This window comes from Roseibium aggregatum IAM 12614 (genome assembly GCF_000168975.1).
GTDB classification, from domain to species: domain Bacteria; phylum Pseudomonadota; class Alphaproteobacteria; order Rhizobiales; family Stappiaceae; genus Roseibium; species Roseibium aggregatum.
Map to the genome: position 1 here is coordinate 1 of NZ_AAUW01000005.1, position 24,602 is coordinate 24,602.

Annotated in this window: 23 protein-coding genes; 14 read left to right on the forward strand and 9 right to left on the reverse strand. The window is 59.8% G+C overall.

All coding sequences use genetic code 11. The features are described 5' to 3' along the window. The 5 genes from dctP to SIAM614_RS07695 all read left to right on the forward strand — a co-directional run. Positions 1–586: TRAP transporter substrate-binding protein DctP (dctP, locus tag SIAM614_RS07675; RefSeq protein ID WP_006933396.1), on the forward strand; the 586-nt coding region annotated here is incomplete at its 5' end. Between the two features lie 75 nt (positions 587–661). Then, on the forward strand, positions 662–1,210 hold the full coding sequence (locus SIAM614_RS07680; protein WP_006933397.1) for a TRAP transporter small permease: 549 nt from the start codon (positions 662–664) through the stop codon (positions 1,208–1,210). Then, the gene (locus SIAM614_RS07685) at positions 1,210–2,526 is read left to right on the forward strand and encodes a TRAP transporter large permease (protein ID WP_006933399.1); all 1,317 of its coding nucleotides are present in this window, start codon (positions 1,210–1,212) and stop codon (positions 2,524–2,526) included. The genes SIAM614_RS07680 and SIAM614_RS07685 overlap by 1 nt, the downstream gene beginning before the upstream one ends. Further along, positions 2,526–3,791 (forward strand): malonyl-CoA decarboxylase, encoded by a 1,266-nt coding sequence (locus tag SIAM614_RS07690; RefSeq protein WP_006933400.1) that lies wholly within the window; start codon positions 2,526–2,528, stop codon positions 3,789–3,791. Before SIAM614_RS07685 ends, SIAM614_RS07690 begins: the two co-directional genes overlap by 1 nt. 92 nt (positions 3,792–3,883) lie before the next feature. Next, positions 3,884–5,401, forward strand: a complete 1,518-nt coding sequence (locus SIAM614_RS07695) for a malonate--CoA ligase (RefSeq protein ID WP_006933402.1) — start codon at positions 3,884–3,886, stop codon at positions 5,399–5,401. Positions 5,402–5,403: 2 nt separating this feature from the next. Here SIAM614_RS07695 and SIAM614_RS31940 read toward each other — a convergent pair whose 3' ends face one another. Further along, positions 5,404–5,580, reverse strand: coding sequence for a hypothetical protein (locus SIAM614_RS31940; protein ID WP_006933404.1), 177 nt, complete (start codon positions 5,578–5,580; stop codon positions 5,404–5,406). Between the two features lie 4 nt (positions 5,581–5,584). Here SIAM614_RS31940 and SIAM614_RS07700 point away from each other — a divergent pair, with 4 nt between their 5' ends. After that, positions 5,585–5,803 carry a YqhA family protein gene (locus SIAM614_RS07700; protein ID WP_267871939.1) on the forward strand — a complete coding sequence of 73 codons (219 nt, stop codon included), beginning with the start codon at positions 5,585–5,587 and terminating at the stop codon, positions 5,801–5,803. A gap of 246 nt (positions 5,804–6,049) precedes the next feature. On the opposite strand, the gene SIAM614_RS07705 is transcribed toward SIAM614_RS07700, so the two are convergent. From SIAM614_RS07705 to ygfZ, 5 genes are all read right to left on the reverse strand, one after another. Continuing rightward, entirely contained in the window at positions 6,050–7,297 is a 1,248-nt protein-coding gene (locus SIAM614_RS07705; RefSeq protein ID WP_006933406.1) for a cell wall hydrolase, read from the reverse strand. 232 nt (positions 7,298–7,529) lie between these two features. Then, positions 7,530–8,561 (reverse strand): NUDIX hydrolase, encoded by a 1,032-nt coding sequence (locus SIAM614_RS07710; protein ID WP_006933409.1) that lies wholly within the window; start codon positions 8,559–8,561, stop codon positions 7,530–7,532. A gap of 19 nt (positions 8,562–8,580) precedes the next feature. Next, positions 8,581–9,087, reverse strand: coding sequence for a tyrosine phosphatase family protein (locus SIAM614_RS07715; protein WP_006933415.1), 507 nt, complete (start codon positions 9,085–9,087; stop codon positions 8,581–8,583). Positions 9,088–9,141: 54 nt separating this feature from the next. Next, on the reverse strand, positions 9,142–9,804 hold the full coding sequence (locus SIAM614_RS07720) for a YfbR-like 5'-deoxynucleotidase (RefSeq protein WP_006933416.1): 663 nt from the start codon (positions 9,802–9,804) through the stop codon (positions 9,142–9,144). A 23-nt stretch (positions 9,805–9,827) separates the two neighbouring features. Continuing rightward, positions 9,828–10,742: a CAF17-like 4Fe-4S cluster assembly/insertion protein YgfZ gene (gene ygfZ, locus SIAM614_RS07725; RefSeq protein WP_157139737.1), complete on the reverse strand. Its 915-nt coding sequence runs from the start codon at positions 10,740–10,742 to the stop codon at positions 9,828–9,830. A 195-nt stretch (positions 10,743–10,937) separates the two neighbouring features. On the opposite strand from ygfZ, the gene SIAM614_RS07730 reads away from it, so the two are divergent. The 5 genes from SIAM614_RS07730 to SIAM614_RS07750 all read left to right on the forward strand — a co-directional run bounded on the left by SIAM614_RS07730 (position 10,938) and on the right by SIAM614_RS07750 (position 17,864). Continuing rightward, a complete protein-coding gene (locus SIAM614_RS07730; protein WP_006933420.1) occupies positions 10,938–12,269 on the forward strand; it encodes a dihydroorotase in 1,332 nt (443 codons plus the stop codon). 256 nt (positions 12,270–12,525) lie between these two features. After that, positions 12,526–13,740: a L,D-transpeptidase gene (locus SIAM614_RS07735; RefSeq protein ID WP_006933422.1), complete on the forward strand. Its 1,215-nt coding sequence runs from the start codon at positions 12,526–12,528 to the stop codon at positions 13,738–13,740. 250 nt (positions 13,741–13,990) lie between these two features. Beyond that, positions 13,991–15,679 carry a methyl-accepting chemotaxis protein gene (locus SIAM614_RS07740; RefSeq protein WP_006933424.1) on the forward strand — a complete coding sequence of 563 codons (1,689 nt, stop codon included), beginning with the start codon at positions 13,991–13,993 and terminating at the stop codon, positions 15,677–15,679. Positions 15,680–15,912: 233 nt separating this feature from the next. Then, positions 15,913–17,175: a DUF3419 family protein gene (locus SIAM614_RS07745; RefSeq protein WP_006933425.1), complete on the forward strand. Its 1,263-nt coding sequence runs from the start codon at positions 15,913–15,915 to the stop codon at positions 17,173–17,175. 32 nt (positions 17,176–17,207) lie between these two features. Then, positions 17,208–17,864 carry an SAM-dependent methyltransferase gene (locus SIAM614_RS07750; protein WP_006933426.1) on the forward strand — a complete coding sequence of 219 codons (657 nt, stop codon included), beginning with the start codon at positions 17,208–17,210 and terminating at the stop codon, positions 17,862–17,864. Between the two features lie 41 nt (positions 17,865–17,905). On the opposite strand, the gene SIAM614_RS07755 is transcribed toward SIAM614_RS07750, so the two are convergent. The 3 genes from SIAM614_RS07755 to SIAM614_RS07765 all read right to left on the reverse strand — a co-directional run bounded on the left by SIAM614_RS07755 (position 17,906) and on the right by SIAM614_RS07765 (position 21,634). Further along, positions 17,906–19,411 (reverse strand): caspase family protein, encoded by a 1,506-nt coding sequence (locus SIAM614_RS07755; RefSeq protein ID WP_006933428.1) that lies wholly within the window; start codon positions 19,409–19,411, stop codon positions 17,906–17,908. A gap of 7 nt (positions 19,412–19,418) precedes the next feature. Next, positions 19,419–20,501, reverse strand: coding sequence for an OmpA family protein (locus tag SIAM614_RS07760; protein ID WP_006933430.1), 1,083 nt, complete (start codon positions 20,499–20,501; stop codon positions 19,419–19,421). A 164-nt stretch (positions 20,502–20,665) separates the two neighbouring features. Then, a complete protein-coding gene (locus SIAM614_RS07765) occupies positions 20,666–21,634 on the reverse strand; it encodes a LysR family transcriptional regulator (RefSeq protein WP_006933433.1) in 969 nt (322 codons plus the stop codon). 108 nt (positions 21,635–21,742) lie between these two features. Here SIAM614_RS07765 and SIAM614_RS07770 point away from each other — a divergent pair, with 108 nt between their 5' ends. From SIAM614_RS07770 to SIAM614_RS07780, 3 genes are read left to right on the forward strand one after another with little or no spacing between them, the layout of a single operon-like run. Further along, positions 21,743–22,609 carry an ABC transporter permease gene (locus tag SIAM614_RS07770; RefSeq protein ID WP_006933434.1) on the forward strand — a complete coding sequence of 289 codons (867 nt, stop codon included), beginning with the start codon at positions 21,743–21,745 and terminating at the stop codon, positions 22,607–22,609. Beyond that, positions 22,609–23,394, forward strand: coding sequence for an ABC transporter permease (locus SIAM614_RS07775; RefSeq protein ID WP_006933440.1), 786 nt, complete (start codon positions 22,609–22,611; stop codon positions 23,392–23,394). The genes SIAM614_RS07770 and SIAM614_RS07775 overlap by 1 nt, the downstream gene beginning before the upstream one ends. 52 nt (positions 23,395–23,446) lie before the next feature. Further along, positions 23,447–24,586, forward strand: a complete 1,140-nt coding sequence (locus SIAM614_RS07780) for an extracellular solute-binding protein (protein ID WP_040439670.1) — start codon at positions 23,447–23,449, stop codon at positions 24,584–24,586. Positions 24,587–24,602 lie beyond the last annotated feature (16 nt).

Genomic DNA, 24,602 nt, shown 5'->3' on the forward strand with positions numbered 1-24,602 from the left:
GATGGTGCTGGTGCACGGCTATCTGGCCGGTGGTTTTGCGGCCAAGGACAAGTGCATCACCAAGCCGGAAGACATGCCGGGCCTTCAGACCCGCGCGGCCGGCAAGGCCTTCGAGCAGATGCTTGCAGGCGCCGGGGCCTCGATTGCGTCCATGGCATCTTCCGAAGTTTACAACGCCATGCAATCCGGCGTTCTGGACGCGGTCAACACCTCGTCCTCGTCCTTCGTCAGCTACCGCATCTATGAGCAGGTCGCCTGCTACACTCCGGCTGGCGAATATGCACTCTGGTTCATGTACCAGCCGCTCCTGATGAACAAGGCCAAGTTCGACAGCCTGACGGAAGAGCAGCAGAAAGCCCTTCTGGCAGCGTCGGAAAAGGCCCAGGCCTTCTATCTGGAGGAAGCCAAGAAGGAAGATGCGGTGTCTGCTGAGGTCTTCCGTGAAAACGGTGTCGAGATTGCAGAAATGAGCGCCGCGGACTTCGATGCCTGGCGGACCCTTGCCAAGGAAACATCCTACAAGGCTTTTGTAGAGGAGACCCCGAACGGTCAGCAGCTTCTCGATCTGGCATTGTCCGTAGAATAAGCGTCTGAACTTGCGGGGCGGGCTGAAACCCGCCCCGAACCCTTTCCAAAGGACCTCTTTTCTAAGGAGTGACCCATGGCGGGCCACAGTACGGCTGCGGTGGCGCATGCCGGCAGCAATCCCTTCTTGCGCTTCGTCGCCGCGATTTCCACCGTGGCCGGCTGGTGTTCGGCAGCAATGATCGTCGTCGCGGTCGTTGTTACCTGTCAGATGATCTTCGTGCGGCTGGTGCTTAACGCCTCCACCGTCTGGCAGACTGAAACGGTCATCTATCTGGTGATCGCCGCAACCCTTGTGGGCCTGCCGTATGTTCAGCGGCTCCGGGGGCACGTCAATGTCGACCTGTTTCCCTTATGGCTGTCGCCGCGAGCCCGCTACGTGCTGGCCTGCATCACGCTGTCGCTTTCGATACTGGTCATGGCGATGATGCTCTTTTACGGCTTCGAATTCTGGTACCTTGCCTGGTCGAAAGGCTGGACCTCCGACACGGTCTGGGGCGTCAGGCTCTGGATCCCTTATCTGTCGATCCCTGTCGGCATCGGGCTGCTGTTGCTGCAGCTTACGGCTGACCTTTACGCGGTTCTCACCGGTATCGACAAACCCTTCGGTCTGGAGGACAAATAATGGATCCCCTGCTGCTCGGCGCACTGGTTGCGGTCGCCACTATCCTTGTCCTCTTCTCCGGCATTTCCGTTGCCATCGGTCTATTGATCGTCTCCGCGGGTTTTCTGCTGGCATTCGACGGTTTCCGGTCGCTGGAACTGATGCCCGAAATCCTGTTCGGCAAACTTGATAACTTCGCGCTTCTGTCGATCCCCATGTTCATCATCATGGGTGCTTCCATCGCCTCGACACGGGCGGGGGCGGATCTATATGAAGCGTTGGAACGCTGGCTCACGCGAGTGCCTGGCGGACTGGTGGTCTCCAACCTCGGCGCCTGTGCCCTTTTCGCCGCCATGTCCGGATCTTCACCGGCCACCTGTGCGGCCATCGGCAAGATGGGTATTCCGGAAATGCGCAAGCGTGGGTATCCGGATGGCGTTGCCGCCGGTTCCATCGCTGCCGGCGGAACGCTCGGCATCCTGATCCCGCCGTCGGTCACCATGATCGTCTACGGTATTTCGACGGAAACCTCGATCGGCCGCCTGTTCCTGGCCGGCGTCATTCCCGGCTTGATGCTGATGGGGCTTTTCATGGCCTGGTCGCTCTATTCGACCTGGCGCAGCGGCAATGCCAGCGTGCTTAGCGCGGGCAGCTATTCCTGGGCGGAAAAGTTCGAGATCCTGCCGCGCGTGCTGCCGTTCATGCTCATTATCCTGGGTGTGCTCTATGCCATGTACGGCGGTATCGCCACACCGTCTGAAACAGCGGCTGTCGGCGCTCTTCTTTGCCTCGTGATCGCGGTCATCATCTACCGGCTCTGGAGCCCCAAGCTGCTCTGGACCGTGCTGCGCGACAGCACCCGGGAAAGCGTGATGATCCTCTTCATCATCGCGGCAGCAGGCGTCTTCTCCTACATGCTGTCGTCGCTGTTCATCACCCAGGCGATTGCCGAATGGATCGGAACTCTGTCGGTCAACCGCTGGATCCTGATGGCGGCAATCAACGTCTTCCTGCTGATAGCCGGTTTCTTCCTGCCGCCGGTCGCGGTGATCCTGATGGCCGCACCGATCCTGCTGCCGATCATTACCACCGCAGGCTTCGATCCGATCTGGTTCGCAGTGATCCTGACCATCAACATGGAGATCGGCCTGATTTCCCCTCCGGTCGGGTTGAACCTTTACGTGATCAACGGCATTGCCCCCGACATTTCTCTGAAGACGATCCTCACCGGGTCTCTGCCATTCGTGGCCTGCATGTTCCTGGCGATCGTCATTCTCTGCCTGTTCCCGGAATTGGCCACCTGGCTGCCGGACGTGGTCATGGGAGAAGCGCTTTGATGTTCCTGGCAGACCTGCTCACCACCGTTTTCGAACGAAGATACCTGCCGAAATGGGCGGACAAGGCGGATGACCGTCCGCTCGAAGCGCTCGTCACCGATCTGATCGGTGCAACTGGCGAAGTCTCCGGGCAAAATCTTGCCCGGCAGATCCTCGCCCGGTACAGCGCGCTGAACGACGAGGAAAAACGTGGCTTTTTCCGGTATCTCGCGGAAGGCCTGGCAGTGTCGGTTTCCGCCGTTCGTTCAGCGCTGGAGCTTTACGAAAAAGGACAATCGAAGGCGAGCTACCGGGAATTCATGGAGGCGGTCGAACCGCCCCGGCAGGAGCTGATCCGGCGGCTCAATCAGGTTCCCGACGCAACCCGGCTTCTGGTCGGCATGCGCGAGGATCTGCTGCGCCTGAGCAAGGGCGACGATGCCCTGCAGGCGCTTGATCTGGACTTCCGGCATCTGTTTGCAAGCTGGTTCAATCGCGGTTTTCTCGTCCTGAGGCCGATCAACTGGGAAAGCCCGGCCCAGCTTCTGGAAAAGATCATCGCCTATGAGGCTGTGCACGCGATCGATAGCTGGAGCGATCTCCGCCGCCGGCTGGAGCCCGTCGACAGGCGCTGTTTTGCGTTTCTGCATCCGGCGATGCCAGATGAACCGCTGATCTTTGTGGAAGTGGCCCTGACAAAGGGAATACCGGGATCCATCCAGGGCCTCCTTGCCGAAAACCGGACCCAGATCGAGCCGGACAAGGCAGATACGGCGGTCTTTTATTCGATCTCAAACTGCCAGGCAGGCCTTGCCGGTATTTCCTTCGGCAACTCGCTGATCAAGCAGGTGGCCGCGGATCTGTCGCTGGAACTGCCCAAGCTCAAGACGTTCGTCACCTTGTCCCCAATCCCGGGGCTGGTCCGCTGGCTGGACAGTGAGGGCATCGACCACACCTCAGCCGACGAGGACACCCTTCGCAAGCTGGCAGCGCGCTATCTGATGACCGCAAAACGCACGGACGGTCTGCCGCTCGATCCGGTCGCCCGCTTCCATCTCGGCAACGGCGCCCTTGTCCATCAGGTGCATGTGGGCGCGGATCTTTCCGACAAGGGGTTGAAGCAGTCCGCGGGCGTGATGGTCAATTATCTCTACGACCTGGAGAAGGTGACGCAGAACCATGAAAGGTTCGCTTCGTCACAGACAATCGCCGCCTCGTCTGAAATCAAATCGCTCAGCACCGCTGGAGACAAAGCTTTCACTTTGGAGCTTCCCGCGTTGAACTGAATGCGGTTAACAAGCTCTAACACTATAGAATCGATCAGCTTTTTAGCCTTTCAAGGCTGGATGGGACACCTGCTGATCCAGGAGCCACATAAATGACAAACCCACTCTACGACCAACTCTTCGGAAAGCACGCCGGCAAGACCACTCCCTTTCTGATCTTTCAGGACGGCTCCATCCTGACCCATTCGGCGTTTCTGGAAAGTGCAGCACAGATTGCCCACGTTCTGACCGACCACGGCATGGTGGCTGGTGACCGGCTGGCGGCACAGGTCGAAAAGTCCGCCACAGCATTGGCACTTTATGCGGCCTGTGCCCAGACCGGCATCGTGTTTCTTCCGCTAAACACAGCCTATACCGTCGATGAACTCAGCTATTTTATCGAAAACAGCGGTGCCCGCACCGTGGTCTGCGACGGTTCCAGCAAAACCGTGCTGGAACCCGTCGCCTCCAGGCTCGGCGCCCGTCTCGAAACGCTCAACGCCGACGGGACCGGTTCTCTGACCGATCAGGCGAAGAACAAACCGTCCGAGTTTGAGACGGTGGACCGCGCGCCGGACGATCTGGCTGCGTTCCTTTACACATCAGGCACAACCGGACGCTCCAAGGGAGCGATGCTGACGCAGGCAAACCTCCTGTCGAATGCCACCACCCTGGCAGATCTCTGGCGCTTCACCGACAAGGACGTGCTGCTGCATGCCTTGCCGATCTTCCACACGCATGGTCTCTTCGTTGCGACCAACGTGTCGCTGGTGGCAGGCGGCGCGATCCTGTTCCTGCCGAAATTCGATCTCGACGCAATGATCGGCCTGATGCCGAAAGCAACGACGATGATGGGCGTGCCGACCTTCTACACCCGCCTGCTTCAGGACGACCGCTTCACAGCCGGGCTGACCAAGGGCATGCGGCTGTTCATTTCCGGAAGCGCGCCGCTGCTTGCCGACACGCACCGGCAGTTCGAGGAGCGGACCGGCCACCGGATTCTGGAACGCTATGGCATGACCGAAACCAACATGAACACCTCCAACCCTTATGAGGGCGAGCGCCGCGCCGGAACCGTCGGGTTTCCGCTGCCGGGCGTTGAACTGAAGATCACCGATCCGGCCACGGGCGACACGCTGCCGCCGGAAACGGTTGGCCAGATCGAGGTGCGCGGGCCGAACGTCTTCAAGGGATACTGGCAGATGCCGGAAAAGACGGCTGCGGAACTGCGTGAGGACGGCTTCTTCATCACCGGCGATCTCGGGATGATCGATGCCGATGGCTACGTTCATATCGTCGGGCGCAACAAGGACCTGATCATTTCGGGCGGCTACAACATCTATCCGAAAGAGATCGAACTGATCCTGGATGCCCAGCCGGGTGTGCGGGAAAGCGCCGTTATCGGCGTGCCGCATTCGGACTTCGGTGAAACGGTGCTGGGCCTTGTGGTGCCGGACGGCAGCCAAACTCCGGATCTGGACGCGATCCTGGCCGTTGCCGGAACATCTCTGGCCCGTTTCAAGCATCCGCGAAAGCTTGTCGTGGTCGACAGCCTGCCGCGAAACACCATGGGCAAGGTCCAGAAAAACATCCTGCGCGAACAGTTCAAGGATACCTTCGCCACAGCTTGAGGTCAGGCGCATACCCCGGCAAGCTCCAGAAGCTGGCCGGGTTTGTGCTTGCCGGTTGGATCTTCCGGTTTGGTCTGCCGTCCAAACTCGTGCGAGCTCTGAAGAAGGTCATTCAGGGCAGTCATCATGGGCGAATAGCAGAACGAAGACCGCAAGATTCCGGCAAGCGACCCGGTCATCAGGCTGACCCGCTACACTCAGGTCCCGATCCTGTTGGGGCTCAGCATTGCCATGGCCCTGTTTCTCGTCACCTTTATCTTCGATATCTACGACGCGATCCAGAGCTTCGAGTTTCTGGACCGGAAGAAGACAATCCTTCTGGTCCTCAATCTGCTCGACATGGTCTTGATCGCCAATCTGGTGATCATGGTGGTGACAAACGTCTTCAAGTCGAGTGACTGATGGGGAGGGACCGCGGTGTTTGTTGCGGATGCCCGGACAAGGGGCCCATCCTTCGAGACGGACCTGATGGTCCTCCTCAGGATGAGGTTGGGTGTTTGTCGATGTTGATCCATGCTCGCCTCCTCTCAACCTCATCCTGAGGAAGCGCGAAGCGCTGTCTCGAAGGATCGGCCACACACGCCTGAGGACGCCTATAAAGCAGTCGTCTGGAGAGCGCAGTTGGAAAAGGGGCTCAAGGCGGCAGGATCAGTTCCAGCCGCCGGCGTAGGTCTTGTAGAAGATGTGCAGACCGACCTGGCCGCGTTTGGCCATGGATTTTGCCCACCGCGGATTGACGTAGGTCGCGTGGTAGTGGGTCGAGGCGTCGACCATCTTGGAATAGCGCTGGCCGTCGGTCACTTGCCTTGCCAGCTTCTGCGCCGTTGCCCAGGCAGCTGGACTGGAAATACGGTCCTTGATGCCATCGCAGGCGAACGAGAACTGGCAGCGGTTGCGCTTGTGGCGGTTCTGGTAAACGACGCCGCAGATACTGTCCGGATAGGCCGGGTTCTTGACCCGGTTCAGCACGACCTGCGCCACGGCCACCTGGCCGTCTTCGCTTTCGCCGCGGGCTTCAAAGTAGATGGCCTCGGCCAGGCAGCGCTGTTCCTTCTTGTCTCCAACGGAAAGTGGCAACGGCTTCTGGGCCCACCAATGGGGATTTTCAGGATCTTCCGGTGGCGGCAGTTCCTGCTCATACATGGCCGCGCCGAACAGCGCGTCAAAGGGTTCCTTGGTTTCCTTCACGCTGTCAGGAGCGTAAGCGGAAACGAGCGAGAAGCTGGCCGCCGCCGCATTGCGGGCCATCATCACCTTTTGCAGATCCAGCGGACCGCCTTCCGGGAAACCGTCCTTGCCATGGCTGGCCAGCATGCTGGTTTCCTGAGAATTGAGCGGCTGTGCCTTGACGAAGGCAACGCGCGGCAGATCCTCGTGTTTCTTCTCCGTCGAGATCAGGCTGGACATGGAATAGAGATTGCCGGCCGCCCTGTCGACCATCTGGCGATCCGGCGCCATCGTGATCAAGCGGTCGCTCTTGGCGGTGCTGTTGGTTCGGATCTTGTCGGGAATTTCGGTCGGACGGTCGCTCATCGCAACTTCCTGAAGACCGACAAGCGGCCGCGCTTCAAAGGCATCATCTGCGGAGTTCAGCGTCAGCACCGGCGAGGAGATGTAGTCCGGTACGGGTGTCGTCCCGAGAGCCAGTTGCGGCGCGATTTTCGTGGTGAAATTCGCAGGCTCGAGATACATCATCCAGCGCGGAGATTCAGCCTTGCGCGCGTTGACGAGCGAGAAGATGTCCTGATTTCCCACCGATCCGCCGATACCGATCCAGACCAGCGGACAGGCAACAAGCACATATTTGAGCCGGCGCATACGCGCACGGACCGGGCCGAAATCCTGTGTCACTTTCGAAGAAAACCGCTTTCCGTTGCGGGACTTAAGGCCAGACATACGCAGCCAACTCCAACTCGTTACACATCGTCCCGAAACGCCGGACGAACAGCGTGAACGCTGTGTAAACAACGACGCTGAAATTGAAGATGTGCGCTTAACCTTGAAAGAGCGTTAATAAGACTGGAATTCGCGGAAATTCGTGGAAGTTTTCGCGCCTACAGGGTGCGTTATGGTTAATATTACGAAGGACTTAACTTTGAAGACGGCGTGAAAAAAACGCAGAACGCCGTCAGCGCCCGCCGACACGTAGCCCGGGAGCAGGCCGTTCACTCAACAATTGATGGCGGAACCGGAAGAGGGCGGCGGGGCGGCCACCAGTCGCGGTTGACGTTGCGCCGGTCGGTTCGACAAGGTCGGCATTTTCCACCAGGCGGCGAAAATTCTGCTTGTGCAGATGGCGTCCGGAAATGGCCTCGACCGAGGTTTGCAGTTCGGTAAGGGTGAAGGTTTCCGGCATCAGCTCGAAAATTACCGGTCGGTATTTCAGCTTGCCGCGCAGCCGGGAAATGGCCGTCGCCAGCACCCGGCGATGGTCAAACCGCATCGACGCGCCGAGAAACGGCAGGTTGGACCGGCGCAGGGCCGCAGGCCGTCCATCGGTCCGCGCTTCCTCGACGAGACCTGCTTCATAGAGCAGCTCGAACCGCTCCAGCGCCCGCTCTTCGTCCCAGGAAGTTCCACCTGTGCCAAAGGCCAGCCGGACCCGTTCCTGACGCCCGAGCGGTTTGGGCGGTTCGCCAGAGGGGGGCGGTTCGCTGGCCCACAAGTCGAGCGCGGGCAGGATGTCCCGATCCAGGACATCTGGCCGTCCGGTGCGCCAGTCTTCCCAGGGGAAATAATCGTACCAGGAGCGCCATGCCGAATCGTGCCGCGACAACATGCTTTCCGAATCCGGTGTCTGGCGGGTCAATGCCAGATATCCGACCGAAACCACGTGCGGGCCCTCGTCGCCGGAAACCCGGTGGCGGCCCCGGTCGCCGAATGTATAGAGCTGTTCCACATACCCCAGTCTCAGCGCGGTCTGGTTTTCCACCCACGACCGCAGGCCGATTTCGAAGGTACGGTGGTGGATCGGGTCGAACGGACCAAAGGGCAGACTGTCGAGCGTTGCCTCGCCCGGGGCGTTTGCTCCGGGATCTGCGCCAGTTCCCCTACCGGTCTGCTTCGCATCGTTCACATGGACGATCTGAGGCAGGCCTCCGGCAACCGATACGATGACGGCATTCAATCCGATTTCAATATTGGCTTGCCGGTGGGGCATTGGGTCTCCGTGGTGGCCGTCAGTCGATCGGCATGACAAAGGGGGTGCCTTCAAAGGCATTGGCTCCGCGGCCGATGCCCCGGATGGCGTCGATCATGCGGCCGTCGCGGCCGAGAAGCTTGTCGCCAATGGCAACAATACGTGCATTCGGCGTGGCCGAGGGCGAGCGTTCGCGCAGGATCTTCGCGAGACGGTGTTCGTCCGCCTCCGGATTGAGCGCACAAGCCGCCACATAGGCACCGGCTGTGGAGCGGCTGATACCCGCCCAGCAATGAATGACCAGCGGGTCCTGCTGGTCCCAGGAATTCACGAAAGAGAGAAAGGCCTGCACATGCCGTTCGCTGGCGGGCACCAGTCCCTGCACCGGGCTGACAATGTCATTGAAGGCAAGCGACAGATGCCGCTCCGGTAAAATGCCGGCCGGGGTCGGAACGTTCATTTCCGCATTGATCAGCGTTATAACGGATTTGGCACCAGTGGTGGCAACCGTTTCAGGTAGTTTCGACAGGGAGCAGACGTGCAGCATGACAGAACCGGTTCTTCGTATCTGCCACTAAACTAGGGTCATTCGCTGGCAACGTCACCCGTTTGCTTGTTTGCTTTTCGGGTTGTTCCCAGCTTCGCGCAGGGCCTCGATCTCATCGAAGCGCTGCATGAACATTTCCTGGGCAGTTTTCACCGGCAAAGGCTTAAGACCGTAGCGTAATTTGCCATCGGCATCGAGGGGGAAACCGCGCGGTTTGCCGAAAATCTTCGCCGCCTCGGTTTCCTCGAAACCGGCCAGTTCCACGGCTTCGAAATAGGCACAGATGATGTCTGCGCGCTTGGCGAGCTTCTTCACGGCCACGGGTATGGCAGCCGGAAGGCCGAACCGAAGGTGAATGGCCGCCTGAAGACGGGCTTCAACCGCCTTGTAGGCTTCGCCGATGACGGATTTGAACGGGGAAATCATGTCGCCGATGACATACTCCGGCGCGTCGTGAAGCAGTACCGCCAGCCGCCAGTGCGGTGGCAGGTCGGGCTTCAGCATAAAGGCGATGTCCTCGACGATCAGCGAATGTTCGGCGACCGAGAAGGCATGATTGCCGTAGGTCTGGCCGTTCCAGCGGGCGACACGGGCAAGCCCGTGGGCGATGTCGGAAATCTCGACGTCGAGCGGCGAGGGGTCCAGAAGATTGAGCCGTCTGCCGGACAACATGCGCTGCCAGGCGCGCGGGGGCTGGTCGATACGGGCAGAGGCCATCGGTTCTCAAGGGTCTCGCGGTTTCAGTCCGCGGTGCTCGGCTCCGGCAAGGAAAAGGAAGCCCAGTCGGGCAGCTTGACCAGAATCTCCGCGTCACCGCATTGCAGAGGGGTGCCGTTGTCCTTGGCTTGGGCAACCTTGTCAAGGCGCAGAAGCGCAAGGCCCACAGCGCCATCGTCGGTCAGGGCGCTGGAGCCGAGGGCGCCGATGGATTTGCCACCTGCCGTTATATCAGTGCCTTTTTCCGGAAGAGCATCGCTGCTTTCGATCTGAACGAACCGCTTGCGGGCACTGCCCCGGTGGTGCATGCGCGAAACGACTTCCTGCCCGACATAACATCCCTTGGAAAAGGAAACGCCGCCAAGCTGATCAAGATCGGCGTCATGCGGGAAGATGTCCGAGTAGTCGTAGTCCTTCAGGCCCTCCGGCACACCCATTGAAATGCGATGACGGTCATAGGCCGCAAGGTCCTGAGCCGTGGCCAGGAGCTTTAAGGCGAGCTCTACGACAGGCCCAGCAATACGCTTGCCGAGCGCGGGCAGGCGTGGGTCGGTGACGGCAGAAAGAGCGCCGTCCACATCACTGTCCAGACCCTTGCCCGCTTCCGGATTGTCATCCCAAAGAGCAATCACGCCAACGTTTTCCGGCAGCAGCTCCAGATCCACCTTCGCCCGCAACCGGTAGAAAGTCAGCCGTTTCACAAGATCGGCAGCGGTTGCCGAAGGCGCGTCCAGCAGATAACCGCTTTCCAGACGGTAAATCAGGAAGTCGAACAGGATCTTCCCCTGGGGCGTCAGCAGGGCACCTGCACTTGCGCCGCCATCCTTCATGCCGTCGATATCTGCCGTCACCAGATTTTGCAGGAAATGCTGTGCGTCGGCACCGCCAACGCGGATCAGCGAGCGGTCGGACAGAGGGGCGTAGGACAAGGTCGGCACGGCAGGCTCCATGGAAAGGATGGCTGTTTCAGACAGAGTGTCTGGCCAGATTTACTTGATTGGCACATAGGCTCTTTGCCCACCGTGGGCAAGGTTCTGAATCTGCCGGCCCCTGTCTGGCCCTTTGCCGCCGGGCCGCGTATAAGCCCGGTAAACCGACCTGCCGATAGACCCGAATTTACGCGGAGGAGCCACATGAGCGCGACCTATGACCTGATCCTGAAGGGCGGAACCGTTGTCAATCAGGATGGCGAGGGACAGCGTGATGTTGCTGTTCGCGATGGCCGGATTGCGGGCATCGGCTCCTTCGACGCATCGCAGGCAGGCGAAACAGTCGATTGCACAGGCCTGCATGTTCTTCCCGGTGTCATGGACACCCAGGTGCATTTCCGCGAGCCGGGTCTCGACCACAAGGAAGACCTGGAATCAGGGTCCCGGGCTGCGGTCATGGGCGGTGTCACCGCGGTGTTCGAAATGCCGAACACCAATCCGCTGACGACCTCTGAATCAGCTCTTGCCGACAAGGTGCAGCGCGGACACCACCGCATGCACTGCGACTTTGCCTTCTGGGTTGGCGGTACACGGGACAACGTCAAGGATATTCCGGAGCTGGAGCGTCTGCCGGCCGCCGCAGGCATCAAGGTGTTCATGGGCTCCTCTACCGGTGATCTTCTGGTGGAAGACGACAAGGGCGTGAAGGAAATCTTGTCCACGACCCGCCGCCGGGCAGCCTTCCACTCCGAGGACGAGTTCCGCCTGCGCGAACGTCAGGGAGAGCGGGTTGAAGGCGATCCGAGCTCTCACCCGATCTGGCGCGACGAGACCGCAGCGCTCCAGTGCACCCAGAGGCTGGTGGGCATTGCACGCGAAACCGGCGCCAAGATCCACATTCTGCATCTGTCGACGGCGGAAGAGGTGGATTTCCTGATCGACCACAAGGACGTTGCCTCCATCGAGGTCACCCCGCACCATCTGACCCTGACGGACGAAGCCTACCACCGGCTGGGTACGCTGGTTCAGATGAACCCGCCGGTGCGCGCGCCGCGGCACTCGGAGCGCCTGTGGTGGGCCTTGCAGCAGGGCATTCTCGACATTTTCGGCTCCGATCATGCGCCTCACCTGCTGGAAGAAAAGCAGAAGCCCTATCCGGCATCGCCGTCTGGCATGACCGGTGTGCAGACGCTGGTGCCGATCATGCTGGATCACGTCAATGCAGGCCGTCTCAGCCTGGCGCGCTTTGTTGACATGACCAGCGCAGGCCCGGCCCGTCTCTTCCAGACGGCGCGCAAGGGCCGGATCGCCGTCGGCTATGATGCCGACTTCACCGTGGTGGATATGAAGCGCAAGGAAACGATCCGCAACGAGTGGATTGCCTCCAAGTGTGGCTGGACACCCTATGACGGCAAGAATGTCACCGGCTGGCCGGTTGGCACCGTTGTTCGCGGACAGCGTGTCATGTGGGAGGGCGAACTGGCAGCCCCCTCGCGCGGTGAAGCCGTCCGTTTTCTCGACGCACTGAAAGCCTGAAAAAGCCGTTCCTGGGAACCTGAGGCATGAATGGGCCGTTTTCCCCGTTCAGGCCAGGTTCACGTTACGTCTGCTAACTGTACAAAAATGTGATGTGAATAACAGCCGCGAGCTGACTAATGTGCGACCTTGCGGCTGAAAGGTGGAAGGAAACCAATAAGTAACCGTGTTTCCTAACCCGATCTACACAGGTTTTGGTTACGGTTTTAATCGAGCTTTATGGGTTTTTGCGTTGGGGAGCTCAGGGATGTTGTCAATGGAAATGAATAGCCGGAGCAGGCGCAAGCGCTCGCTGCTCAACCTGACCGGTGCCGCAGTTATTTCGGTCGCCGCGATGTCGTCGGCATTCGCGCGGGACGCCGCTCCGGAGACGGATGTGGCAAGCGAACCGCCGTTGCATATGCTGGTGTCGCTGGACGACCAGAAGATCAAGGTCTATCGCGGCCTGGATCTGATCGAGGTTTCGTCGATTTCCTCCGGAAAGCGCGGCCACAGCACACCGACTGGCGTGTTTTCCATTCTGGAAAAGAAGCGCAAGCACTTTTCCAATCTCTACGACGATGCACCGATGCCCTTCATGCAGCGGCTGACCTGGTCAGGCATTGCCCTGCACGTCGGCAGGCTGCCCGGCTATCCGGCCTCTCACGGCTGCATTCGTCTTCCCAAGGCCTTTGCGCAGTCGCTCTACAGCATGACCGAGCGCGGCATGCATGTTGTCGTGACCAGGGGAGATGCGAACCCGCTGGGTGTCCATCACGCGGTGCTGCCGCAGCCCTATGTGGCGGAAACAGAGGTCGCAAGCCTGACGGATGAGACCATCGCGTCAGATCCGGCCCTGCGCGGGGCCATTCAGGAAGCGCCCCTGCAGGCCAATCTGCCGGCGGTACAGCCTGAAAATCCGTATTTCGATCAACCGCTTCGGATGATCATCACGCCGCAGAAAGCGCCGAGCCGTATTCAGGTGCTGCAGCAACTGCTCAACCAGATGGGCTTTAACGCCGGTCCGGAAGACGGTGTCATGGGCCGCAAGACCCGCGCCGCCATCAGCCTCTATCAGGAAGGGGCCGAACTGCCGGTAACCGGTCAGTTGACCAATGCACTGGAAGGTCGCATTCACGCCGACGCCGGCTACGAAGAACCGCAGAACGCCACCTTGCGGATCCGCCGCAAGTTTCGCGATGTCTATTCCGCACCGGTGACGATCAAGGATATTGATCAGGAAATCGGAACGCACGTTTTCACCGCGATGGATTTCAAGCCCGGCGACACGTCCGTTGACTGGATCGCGGTGTCCGCGGAAGAGGAACGCGGCGGCTCGGCAACCGATGTTCTCGACCGGATCGAGGTGTCCAGGAAGGTGGCGCTTGAAGTGTCCACAATGCTGACCCCGGGCTCGTCCCTGACGGTCACGGACCGCAACTTCACCCGCAATACCGGTCTTGGCACCGACTTCGTGGTGATCACCCGCTAGGTTCAGATATCCCAACCGTGCTGGACAAGCGACAGGCCCCCGCCTCGGCGGGGGCTATTCTGTTCTGGCGTCCCCGGTCATTAGACGAGTTATAGTCTAGGTTGTATTTGTAAATACTGCTCTCAAAATATTTCTCAAAAAATCGACAAGTAAAAATATGTGTCGACTTCGTCAAAAATGCCAAGGTCATGGAAAATTTACGATCATACGGCAGAAATACCTTCAGTAAGTTCCCCCAAAGGTATGTCAGATGAAATACAACAGCATTCCCCTGACCTGGAAAATTGCCATTCCAGCGGTAACTGTTTTCGCCTTCACAATTCTGATCGCAATTATCAGCCTGAATTCCCTTCACAGGGGAATGCTTGAAGAGCGCCTTCTTGGTATCAAGAACATCGACCAGGCCGCGATCGCGATAGCGAAACGCTACAATGATATGGCAGAGGCCGGCACTCTGACCGCCGAGGAAGCCAGACAGCGTGCTGCTGTTGCCATTGGCGGAATGCAGTTTAGCGGTGACGGCTACATATTCGTCTATGACAAGGAAGGAACGCTGCTGGTCCACCCGCGCTCCGAGATCGTTGGCGACAATCGCTGGGACAACGTCGACCCGGATGGCGTCTATATTACGAGGGAGCTGGTCAAGGCAGGCGACGCCGGGGGAGCCTATATTCAATATCAGACTAGGAAGAAGACCGGAGACGAGGTCTATCCGAAGCACGCATGGAGCGAACTTTTCGCACCCTGGGGCTGGTATGTCGGCAGCGGTGTCTATGTGGATGACCTTAACGCTGCGTATTGGGACGTCGCCATTGTATTGATCGCCGTGTCTGCCATCGGTGCGCTCGTTGCGGGATTCGTTGCCTATTTCACGATCCGTAGTATCAGCCGACCGATTAATGCCCTTACCAGCAACATGAACAGCCTCGCTGAAGGCAATAGTTCCATTGAAGTGACGGGAACCGAACGCGGGGACGAAATCGGCCAGATGGCATCCGCTATGGAGGTCTTCGTTCGCAATGAGAATGCGCGCAAGCAGCTTGAAGAGGAACAGCTGGCCAATCAGGAACAGGCTGCGCGGCGTGGTGAGGAAATCCAGCGTATGAGTGCCGAATTCGATCGCCAGATCATGGAGATGATGAACATCATCGAGGGTTCGGTTCGCCGTCTGCAGAACGCATCGGAGGAAATGACGAACGGAGCGGAACAGACGACGTCTCAGAGCGGGCTTGTCTCAAACGCCTCCTCTCAGGCCGCCCGCAACGTGGAAACGGTTGCCGCTGCTGCAGAAGAGCTTTCGGCATCGGTGAACGAGATCCGGCGGCAGGTTCAATCTTCCAGCGAGATCGCCTCCCAGGCAGCCTCCGAAGCCCGCGCGACCAACGAACGGATGAACGGTCTCTCCGAAGCAGCCGGTCGGATCGGCGAAGTGGTGACCCTGATTCAGGCGATTGCCGAACAGACGAACCTTCTAGCCCTGAACGCAACGATCGAGGCTGCGCGCGCTGGCGAAGCCGGCAAGGGCTTTGCTGTCGTTGCTGCCGAGGTCAAGGAACTCGCCACCCAGACATCGAAGGCAACCGAGGAAATCTCGAGCCAGATCTCGGCAATTCAGGGTGAAACCCAGTCTGCTGCGAATGCAATCTCGTCCGTGACGCAGATCATCAACAGCATGAACGAAATCGCACAGTCGATCTCTTCGGCGGTCGAGGAACAAGGTATGGCGACGCAGGAAATCGCTGAGAACGCGACAGAAGCGTCGCGGAGTACGGTAGAAGTGACCAACAGCATCGAGAGCGTCTCCTTGGCGGCGGAAAACACCCGTCACAATGCAGAAACAGTCGATGTCTCTGCACGCCAGCTTGAAGAAAACGCCAAGACCCTGAAGAGCCAGGTCGCCGCCTTTCTGGACGGTGTACGAACACAGTCCGCAGCCTGATCGGCTTCAGACAATGTGCCAAGGCCCCCGCCTCGGCGGGGGCTTTTCTGTCTGATGGGCTTCAGGTGGTCCATCCCGGCAAACCGAAGGCGCGTCAGGAACGGATCGGCTGGTGCTCACGGCCGGTTTTATTATCCGGACAACGGCTCGAATCTCCGCAAACGTCACCAAACTGTCGCGTCCGTCACGTATCGGAAGGCAGTTTATTGGCGCAGGTGACTCGGGAGAAAGACATGGCGCAGAGCACGCTCACCGCATCGAAGAAACGTCTCAAGAATGCGGTTCACCGGTCTGAAGCAACGTCCAAAGACGGCTTTCTGGAGCGCCTGTTCACATTTGCCTTCAAGGGGCTTGTCTATCCGCAGATCTGGGAAGATCCGGATGTCGACATGAAGGCCCTGCGCCTGACGCCGGACTCCAGGATGATTGCCATTGCGTCCGGCGGCTGCAATGTCATGTCGTACCTGACGGCAAACCCGGCCGAAATTACCGCAGTCGATCTCAACCGCGCACATGTTGCGCTGGGCCGCTTGAAGCTGGCGGCCGCCAAGCATCTGCCGAATTACGAGATTTTCTACAGGTTCTTCGGTGAAGCCGACGAAAAGGCCAATGTGGCTGCCTATCAGCGCTTCCTGAAGGACAAGCTCGATCCGGAAACGGTCGCCTACTGGGAAGGCCGCGACATGGCCAACTGGGGCCGCAAGCGGATCACGCTGTTCTCGCGCGATCTCTATCACCACGGCCTGCTGGGCTACTGCATCGGTGCCGGGCACCTGATCGCGAAGCTCTATGGCATTGACCCGAAATACATGGTCAAGACCAAGTCGCTGGAAGAGCAGCGCAGCTTCTTTGATACCGCGCTGGCGCCGCTGTTCGACAAGCGTCTGGTACGCTGGGCAACATCGAAGAAGATGTCTCTCTACGGCCTCGGTATTCCCCCGGCGCAATATGATGCGCTGGTATCTGCCAGTGCCGAGGGCGACATGTCCGCGGTTCTGCGCCAGCGGCTCGAGAAGCTGGCTTGCGACTTTTCCATGCAGGACAACTATTTTGCCTGGCAGGCCTTCGGCAGGGGCTATGCCCCCGGTGGTCAGGACAGCACAGGTCCGGCAGGGCCCTTGCCGCCCTATCTGAAGCGGGAACACTTCGAGGAAATCCGTCAGCGTGCCGGCCGTGTCCGGGTGCTCAACCGGAATTTCACCGAGCATCTCCAGTCGGTTCAGGACGACACGCTCGATGCCTACGTGTTGCTCGACGCTCAGGACTGGATGACCGATCATCAGCTCAACGCTCTCTGGGCCGAAATCACCCGCACCGCCCGCCCGGGCGCCCGGGTCATCTTCCGCACGGCTGCCGAACCGACCTTGCTGCCGGGCCGCGTCGCCGACCGAATTCTGGATCGCTGGACCTATGAGGAAGAGGAAAGCCTGGAACTCGGCCGTCAGGACCGTTCTTCCATCTATGGTGGCTTCCACCTTTATGTGTTCAACGGTTAGACTGGCCTGTCTCAGGACGGAAAACGAGCATCATGACCCAAGCTGTCGAAACGGCCCGGCTGATGGACGCCGTCTATCGCCATCAGCGCCATTTTTATGACCTGACCCGCAAGTTCTATCTGCTCGGGCGTGACAGGCTGATCCGAGACCTCCAGCCTCCGCGAGGAGGCACTGTTCTGGAACTTGGCTGCGGCACGGGCCGGAACCTGATTGCAGCCGCAAAGGCTTATCCGGACGTGCGCTTCTTCGGTGTCGACATTTCCAGGAACATGCTGGAAACCGCGCAGAAGAATATCGACAAGGCTGGCCTGACGGACCGGATCACGCTTGTGGAGGGCGATGCCGCCAATCCCGCTGCAACGGAAGGCCTTGGCGTGCCGGCTTTCGACCGGGTGTTCTATTCCTACACGTTGTCCATGATCCCGATCTGGCGTGAAGCACTGGCGGCAGGTGCTGCCCGGCTGGCGCCGGACGGACGTATTCACGTCGTCGATTTCGGTCAGCAGGAGCGGATGCCGGGCTGGTTCAAGCGCCTGCTGTTTGCCTGGCTGAAATCCTTCCACGTGTCTCCGCGCGCAAGTCTGGAAGACGAACTGACAGGTCTTGCCGCCAACAACGGCGCGCTACTGTCATTCCACCGTCTTTACGCCGGCTATGCGGATTATGCGGTGATCTCCAGACCGGTGTAGAAAGAATAGCGGGTCCTGCGAAAAAGAAACCGGCGCTGACCTCAGGGACATCCCTGCTGGGCCCAGAGCCGCAAGGCATTCTTGAAGGCGCCACCGTAGGGGTGTTCCTTCGCCACGGCGCGGGACTTGTCAGCGACATAGGTCTTGGCCTGGTCGCACAGGTTGGCCTGTTCCCAGTGATGGCACGCAGCGCAGGTCTTGTCCTTCCAGACGGCCTCCGGCAGGCCTTCGATCGGCGGATATTTCGGTGACCCTGTGATCAGTTCCGAAATGCTGCGGCTGGCAATTTCCGGATCCCCCATGGCGAGCGGCGCATTGAACGCGATGACCGCGGGCGGGCCTTTCTGATCCTGGTCAGTGGAGGGCTGTTGAGCGGCCACAGGCGCCTCTTCCGGCGGCGGCTGATTGGTAACCGGGTCGGTGCTCTGCTCCTTGTTCAGGATCGTCTGCAGTTCCAGGCGCGCCAGTTCTGTAAACGCCCCGTTTGGATAGGCATCCAGATAGGTCTGATAGGCGCTTGCCGTTCCCTCGCGGCGCGCTGTCTCGATCATGTCGCGCTCGCTTGTCTGGGGGGCGGCAGGCTCGGAGGCGGGTTGCGACGGAGCCTCTGCCGACACGACAGGCTGTGCCTCTTTCTCCATCAGCACCGTCAGGAGTTCCCTGGCTTCCCCCGCATAGCGGCTGTCCGGGTGCGCACGCAGGAACAAGAGCACCTGCAAGGGGTCCTGGCTGAGCTTGACCGTGTCCCAGATCTGCCGAAGCTCGACTTCTTCCGCTGAAGGGGCCTTGGCGGGAACGAACTGAAAATCGACGGTAAGGGAGGACGTATCCCAGGGCGTCTGCTGGTTGCCGGTATCCTTCAGAACGTCGACCCGAACTTCCCTGAAAAGAGTTTCAACGGACATTCCGGGTGTCGGCAGGTGCCGCGCCAGCGCTTCTGTGAACGGGCTGTTGCCGCCTGCACCATCAAGGGCAATATCGCCGGGGGCTGTCGAATAGGCCAGGAAGGTGCCTCTGGGGGCCTTCATTTCCGCAAGGCCGTTGTCGCTCAGGTCCGGGATCGCAGCGAACGGGTTGTTCCGGCAGGCATCCAGAATGACGATATTGGTCCGGTTGCGCGCCGAAAACATCTGCCGCAGAACGGCCTGGGCCGGCACGCCGACAAGGCTGAGGTCGGCAGCGTCCTGGAGCTCAATGTCGACCGGAAGCAGAAAGTTCGTACCGAAGGACTGCACACCGTGGCCGGCATAGTAGAAAAGCCCGGTCGCGTCCTCGCCGGCTGCCCGCAAACGGCTGCCGAACCGTGAGATCGCCGTGATCATTTCGTGCTGGCTGGAATCCGTGACGAGCGTTACCTCAAAGCCGACCTTGCGCAGCGTGTCGGCCATCAGCTCGGCATCGTTGACCGGATTGTCCAGCGGCGTGACCTCGGTGTAGTTGCCGTTGCCAACCACCAGCGCCAGTCGCGCTTCCGCCTGCGCCCTGCTCATGAACAGGCCAAGGCTGACTGTCAGCGCCAGAAGAAAACCGATCGCAGTGCGATGCATGAGAGGCTTATTCGACAACGACAAACTCTATCCGCCGGTTGCGGCGCTTTCCGTCCGCAGATGTGTTTGCTGCGACGGGCCGGCTTTCACCATAACCGACGCTCTTGATCCTGCTCTCGGGAATGCTCTTCGAGACAAGATATTGTTTGACCGCACCCGCCCGGCGCTCGGACAGAAGCTGGTTCGATGTATCGCTGCCGTCACTGTCCGTGTGGCCGCCGACTTCGATAACCAGTCCCGGGCATCTCAAGATGATGTCAACGAGGCTGTTCAACAGCGGTTCGCTTCGCGGGTCAAGCTGCGAACTGCCACTTGGAAAATAAATATTGTCCGTGCGGGACAGGATCTCGAACCGGCCGGTGCAGGCTTCACTGTCCAGGTTGCCTTCCGGTTCCAGCGCGGTGCTCGCCGCCGATTGGGAGGCTGTAACCTTTGGTGCCGCATCCGTCGAAACACTCTGAGCCGGTTCAGCGGCTTTGCGCGCGAAGACAAAATCGAAGGAAACCGTTGCCGAAGGCACAATCACCACACCGGCGGCTTCCTCGAGCTTCTTGATGCCGCCGCCAAGGTTGAAGTCAGACGCCGCAACGGAAACCGGCGCAGTGCTCGAAACGGCAACCAGATCCGCGCTCAGGTAGGTCACGGCAACGTCGGACTGGAAGGATTTGGAAACACCGTGAAGATCCAGCTTGAAATCCAGCGGTATGATCTTGCGTTTGACGGTCGGAAGGTCGGCCAGAGCCGACGCATCGATTTGCGTGGTGATCACCGCCTCGGGGAATTCGAACGTCTCGAAGAACAAAAACCGCATGCGCACGTTTCTGAGGTCGATTTTCGTATCGATTGAGTCCAGATAGATGCGAACTCTGGCGTTGCCGGTTTCGTCTATGCCGCCTTCAAATTCGGCGAAAGAGCTGGATTCCACGATTGTGAGGTTCTTCACCGACTGGAACCGGAGGGACGATGCGTCCCGCTGCAGGGTCCAACCACCCTGGAAGAATTCTTCCGCCGCGGTGGCCGGCGACTGAAACAGGGCAACAGTCATGAGCGCGAGGAACAGGTATTTCCAGGCGAGCCGTGCACAATTCATCTTCTAACCCTTTCAGCCCGGTCGGCGTTAACCGCCAGATTTCCGCAGCGTGCTGAAAGTTTTACAACGTCGGTTGAGGAATGCAATGTGCAGCTACAGGGTTTCCCTTATTGCCCGCTCGACTTGGTAAAGAAGCCGGCTGGCCATTCAACCCCAGAAGACTGTCATCGATAAGTCCGTTTCTCGATCGGTGTCTGCCGAATCTTTTCAAGCAGCATGTCGAGCAGTGCCTGTTCGGCCCGGTTCAGTTTCGCCTTCGGATTCCAGACCACATGCACGTCGATCTCCGGCAGCGCGTCATAGGGCGGTAATTGCCACAAAAGTCCATCGCGGATGTCCCGCTTGGCGACGTGGACGGGCAGGGGGCCGATACCCAGCCCGGCGATGATCATGCGCCGCACTTCTTCCAGATTGGCGGAAGTGCCGACGACCCTGTCTTCCAGATCGGCTTCCGCGCGCATCAAGGTGACCGGACGGAGCGCATCTTCCAGCCGGTCGGTCACGAAACTGACCGAGGACTGGCCCGCAAGATCGGCCTTCGTCAGGTTCGTCTTGCCGAATAGCGGATGGGGTGGGCCGCAGAAAAGGCCGAAGAACTCACGGAAAAGGCGCAGATATTCAAGCTTCGGGTTGCGTTCGCGCACCAGGCAGACAGCAAGAGACGCCCTGCGCGAGGTCACGGCCTCCAGCGCGTCCTTGCTGGCGGACACATTGACCGTCAGCGTTGCCGCAGGATGGCGTTCATGAAAGGCGCGCAAGGTGTCGTCGTAAAGCGGCGAGACCACGTGACTGGCCATGGCGATCTCGACATGGCCACGGATCTCGTCGGTGACGTCGCGCATCAGCGTACCAAGCCGCAGGATGGATCCCTGGATCTCGATGGCTTCCTTCAGCAGCAGTTGACCGGCTTCCGTCAGCTCGAACTGGCCCGGCTTGCGGTTGATGAGCTTGCGCCCCAACCGGTCCTCCAGCCGCTTCAGCGCGCTGGAAACGGTCGGTTGCTTGAGGCGCAGCCGATCCGCCGCCCTCGTCACGCTGCCCGATTGGGCCAGCACGATAAAGGTTCTCAGCAGGTTCCAATCCAGTTCGCGGGCAAGCCGCTCTGCCTGGATGGGGCGCAATCGCTCAGTCATTGATCAGATCTATAGTTATAATTTCTACTATCTATTTGATCAATAAACACCCTTCTGCGACGCTGAAGTCAAGCAATTTTGACAAGGCATCTGGCAGGGTTTGAGCGCATGAGCGTCGAGGCGCGGGAAAAACGACAGCCATGGATACTTCTCTCCCCAGCGCTGACCGCAGTCGGGTTGCTGCTGTTTGTGCCGCTTGTCTTCATCGTGGTCTATTCCTTCTGGCTGCGCACAGCCACCGGCGCCGACCAGGCGGGCTTTTATCTGGACAACTGGAACGAGGCACTCACCGATCCCTTCTATCGGGACATCCTGCTCGGCACGCTGCGGATCGCGGCAATTACGACAATTGCCTGCGCCGTCATGGGCTATCCGGCGGCTTATTTCATCGCCCGCTCGCGTGGCAACAAGGCATTGCTGCTGCTGTTGCTGATGCTGCCCTTCTGGATCAGCTACATCATCCGCACCATGTCCTGGATCAACATTCTGGGCGTGTCCGGCGCGGTCAACTGGGCGCTGCTCAATCTTGGCATCGTCTCCGAACCGGTCCAGATGCTCTATAACGAGCCGACGGTGATCCTGGGCCTCGTGCATTTCCTGCTGCCCTTCATGGTGTTGAACGTCTACGTGGCGCTGGAAGGGATCGATGTATCGCTGGAAGACGCCGCCTGTTCGCTCGGCTCCACCCGCTGGCAGGCGTTCCGGGAAGTCACCTTGCCGCTGTCCCTGCCGGGGCTGGCCGCGGGCGGCCTGCTCTGCTTCGTGCTGAGCGCCGGTACCTACATCACGCCGCTGGTTCTGGGCGGGCCGACGGACGCCATGTTCGCCAATCTCGTTTTCGAGGCGATCATTACCCAGCTCAACTGGCCACTCGGCTCGGCGCTCTCGCTCATGCTGCTCGCCGTCCTCGGCACCCTGGTACTCATCTACAACCACTATCTCGGCATGGGCCAATTGATGAAGGGGCTGGGCTGATGGGGTGGCAACTGATCCGGGCCTATACGCTGCTGGTCTATCTGTTCATGTTTCTGCCGGTCGCGGTGGTGGTGCTGCTCAGCTTCAACGCCAGCCAGTTCGGCAGCTTTCCGATGACCGGCTTCTCGTTCCGCTGGTTCGTTGAACTGGCCGGCAACGACGCCATCCTGCGGGCGTTCCAGACCTCAATCATCCTCGGCGCGCTGACGGCGCTGATCTCCACGACACTCGGCGTTCTGGCAAGCCTTGCCCTGGTGCGCTACGAGGTGCCGGGCCGCAACCTGATCTCCACCCTCCTGATTGCCCCCATCCTGGTGCCGGAGGTGGTGCTGGCGGTCGCCTTGCTGCTGTTCCTGAATTTCCTGTCGATCAACAAGAGCTTCTTCCTGCTGCTGATGGGGCACGTCATCTTCACGCTGCCCTTCGTCATCCTCGTGGTGCAGGCCCGCCTCGTCGGCATTCGCCGCGACTATGAGGAAGCCGCTCTCAGCCTTGGCGCCAGCCCGGTGCAGGCCTTCTTCCAGATTACGCTGCCGCTGCTGGCGCCTGCTGTCTTCGCCGGCATGTTGTTCGCCTTCACCATCAGCTTTGACGACATTACCGGCACCTTGTTCTGGAAGCCGGGCGGGGTCGAAACCGTGCCCACCCAGATCTTTGCCATGCTGCGCAATTCCATCTCTCCGGAGATCAACGCCCTCGGCACTGTGATGATTTTCCTTACCGTCGGCCTGCCGCTTATCGGGCTGGCAATTGCCCGGCGGATGGCCATGCAGCGCGGCAGTTAGAACCGCGCGATCAAAGCAAGTAAATGACACAAGAACCAGAGTGGAAACCAAGATGGACAATACCAAACGCTATGAGCGTCTGCGCGAACGCTATCTCAACGGCGATCTCGACCGCCGCAAGTTCCTTGGCTTGATCGGGGCCGCCGGTCTCGCCTACGGGGTGCAGACACCCTTTGCTCGCCATGCCATGGCTGCAACCGAGGAAGTTCGCTTCGATGGCTGGGGCGGGGTCGTTTCGGAAGCCTTCCGCAAATATGCCTTCGATCCGTATACCGAAAAGACCGGTATCAAGGTTGTCGACGGAACGTTCGGCGGCGGTGACGAATATCTGTCGCGCGTCAAGGCCAGCCAGGAAGGCGAATACAACATCGCGCATCTGTCCGGCGTCTTCGACTATGCGCGCTACGTCAATCTCGGGCTGAACTCGACGCTCAACGAGGACAACATCCCGAACCTGAAATACGTGATCCCGAAACTGACGGACGTCTTCCGGGGTGTCACCGACGGCAAGCTGTCCTGCGTGCCTTATGACTACGGCACCACGGGCATTGCCTATAACCGGAAATACATCTCTGACGATGAAGCCAAGGAGAAGGGCGCGAAGCTCCTGATCGATGAAGCCTACAAGGGCAAGATCGGCGGTTGGTCCGACTGGCGCACGCGCGTCTGGTACGCATCGCTGCAGACCGACCAGGACCCGAACAACGCAACGGATATGGATGCCGTCTGGCAGGCCGTGCGCACCAACCGCGACCTGCTGCTGAAATACTGGCAGTCCGGCGCTGAGCTCATGAGCCTTCTGGCGGAAGAGGAAATCTACGTCACCGAAGGCTGGTCCGGCCGGATTTATGCGCTGCAGGAGCAGGGCCACGACATCGGTTATATCGATCCGCCCAACGGTTTCGGCTGGCAGGAATGCCTGTTCGTGATCAAGGGCTCGCCGATGGAAGCCTGTGAAGAGCTGCTCAACTTCATGCTGGCGCCGGAAACCTCCATCGCGGTCGCCGAAGGCCAGAACTATCCACCGGCGCTCGACCCGACAAAGGTCGACCTCGGCAAGAAGATCCCGACCCTGCCGGCCTTCGACCCGACAGGAACGCTCGACGGTCTGACCTTCGCCAATCCGGAATACTGGAACAGCCACGAGCAGGACTGGTCCAAGATGTTCGGGCGGATCCAGAAGGGTTACTGAGCCCGGTACGGCCCCA

What these genes read in the sequence shown, in the direction of transcription:
- SIAM614_RS07755 (WP_006933428.1), bottom strand. Translation starts at nt 19,411, where the DNA reads ATGCATCGCACTGCGATCGGTTTTCTTCTGGCGCTGACAGTCAGCCTT.
- SIAM614_RS07680 (WP_006933397.1), top strand. Translation starts at nt 662, where the DNA reads ATGGCGGGCCACAGTACGGCTGCGGTGGCGCATGCCGGCAGCAATCCC.
- SIAM614_RS07750 (WP_006933426.1), top strand. Translation starts at nt 17,208, where the DNA reads ATGACCCAAGCTGTCGAAACGGCCCGGCTGATGGACGCCGTCTATCGC.
- SIAM614_RS07710 (WP_006933409.1), bottom strand. Translation starts at nt 8,561, where the DNA reads ATGCCCCACCGGCAAGCCAATATTGAAATCGGATTGAATGCCGTCATC.
- SIAM614_RS07730 (WP_006933420.1), top strand. Translation starts at nt 10,938, where the DNA reads ATGAGCGCGACCTATGACCTGATCCTGAAGGGCGGAACCGTTGTCAAT.
- SIAM614_RS07760 (WP_006933430.1), bottom strand. Translation starts at nt 20,501, where the DNA reads ATGAATTGTGCACGGCTCGCCTGGAAATACCTGTTCCTCGCGCTCATG.
- SIAM614_RS07780 (WP_040439670.1), top strand. Translation starts at nt 23,447, where the DNA reads ATGGACAATACCAAACGCTATGAGCGTCTGCGCGAACGCTATCTCAAC.
- SIAM614_RS31940 (WP_006933404.1), bottom strand. Translation starts at nt 5,580, where the DNA reads ATGACCGGGTCGCTTGCCGGAATCTTGCGGTCTTCGTTCTGCTATTCG.
- SIAM614_RS07695 (WP_006933402.1), top strand. Translation starts at nt 3,884, where the DNA reads ATGACAAACCCACTCTACGACCAACTCTTCGGAAAGCACGCCGGCAAG.
- SIAM614_RS07690 (WP_006933400.1), top strand. Translation starts at nt 2,526, where the DNA reads ATGTTCCTGGCAGACCTGCTCACCACCGTTTTCGAACGAAGATACCTG.
- SIAM614_RS07735 (WP_006933422.1), top strand. Translation starts at nt 12,526, where the DNA reads ATGGAAATGAATAGCCGGAGCAGGCGCAAGCGCTCGCTGCTCAACCTG.
- SIAM614_RS07770 (WP_006933434.1), top strand. Translation starts at nt 21,743, where the DNA reads ATGAGCGTCGAGGCGCGGGAAAAACGACAGCCATGGATACTTCTCTCC.
- SIAM614_RS07745 (WP_006933425.1), top strand. Translation starts at nt 15,913, where the DNA reads ATGGCGCAGAGCACGCTCACCGCATCGAAGAAACGTCTCAAGAATGCG.
- SIAM614_RS07775 (WP_006933440.1), top strand. Translation starts at nt 22,609, where the DNA reads ATGGGGTGGCAACTGATCCGGGCCTATACGCTGCTGGTCTATCTGTTC.
- SIAM614_RS07720 (WP_006933416.1), bottom strand. Translation starts at nt 9,804, where the DNA reads ATGGCCTCTGCCCGTATCGACCAGCCCCCGCGCGCCTGGCAGCGCATG.
- SIAM614_RS07740 (WP_006933424.1), top strand. Translation starts at nt 13,991, where the DNA reads ATGAAATACAACAGCATTCCCCTGACCTGGAAAATTGCCATTCCAGCG.
- SIAM614_RS07715 (WP_006933415.1), bottom strand. Translation starts at nt 9,087, where the DNA reads ATGCTGCACGTCTGCTCCCTGTCGAAACTACCTGAAACGGTTGCCACC.
- SIAM614_RS07765 (WP_006933433.1), bottom strand. Translation starts at nt 21,634, where the DNA reads ATGACTGAGCGATTGCGCCCCATCCAGGCAGAGCGGCTTGCCCGCGAA.
- SIAM614_RS07685 (WP_006933399.1), top strand. Translation starts at nt 1,210, where the DNA reads ATGGATCCCCTGCTGCTCGGCGCACTGGTTGCGGTCGCCACTATCCTT.
- SIAM614_RS07705 (WP_006933406.1), bottom strand. Translation starts at nt 7,297, where the DNA reads ATGTCTGGCCTTAAGTCCCGCAACGGAAAGCGGTTTTCTTCGAAAGTG.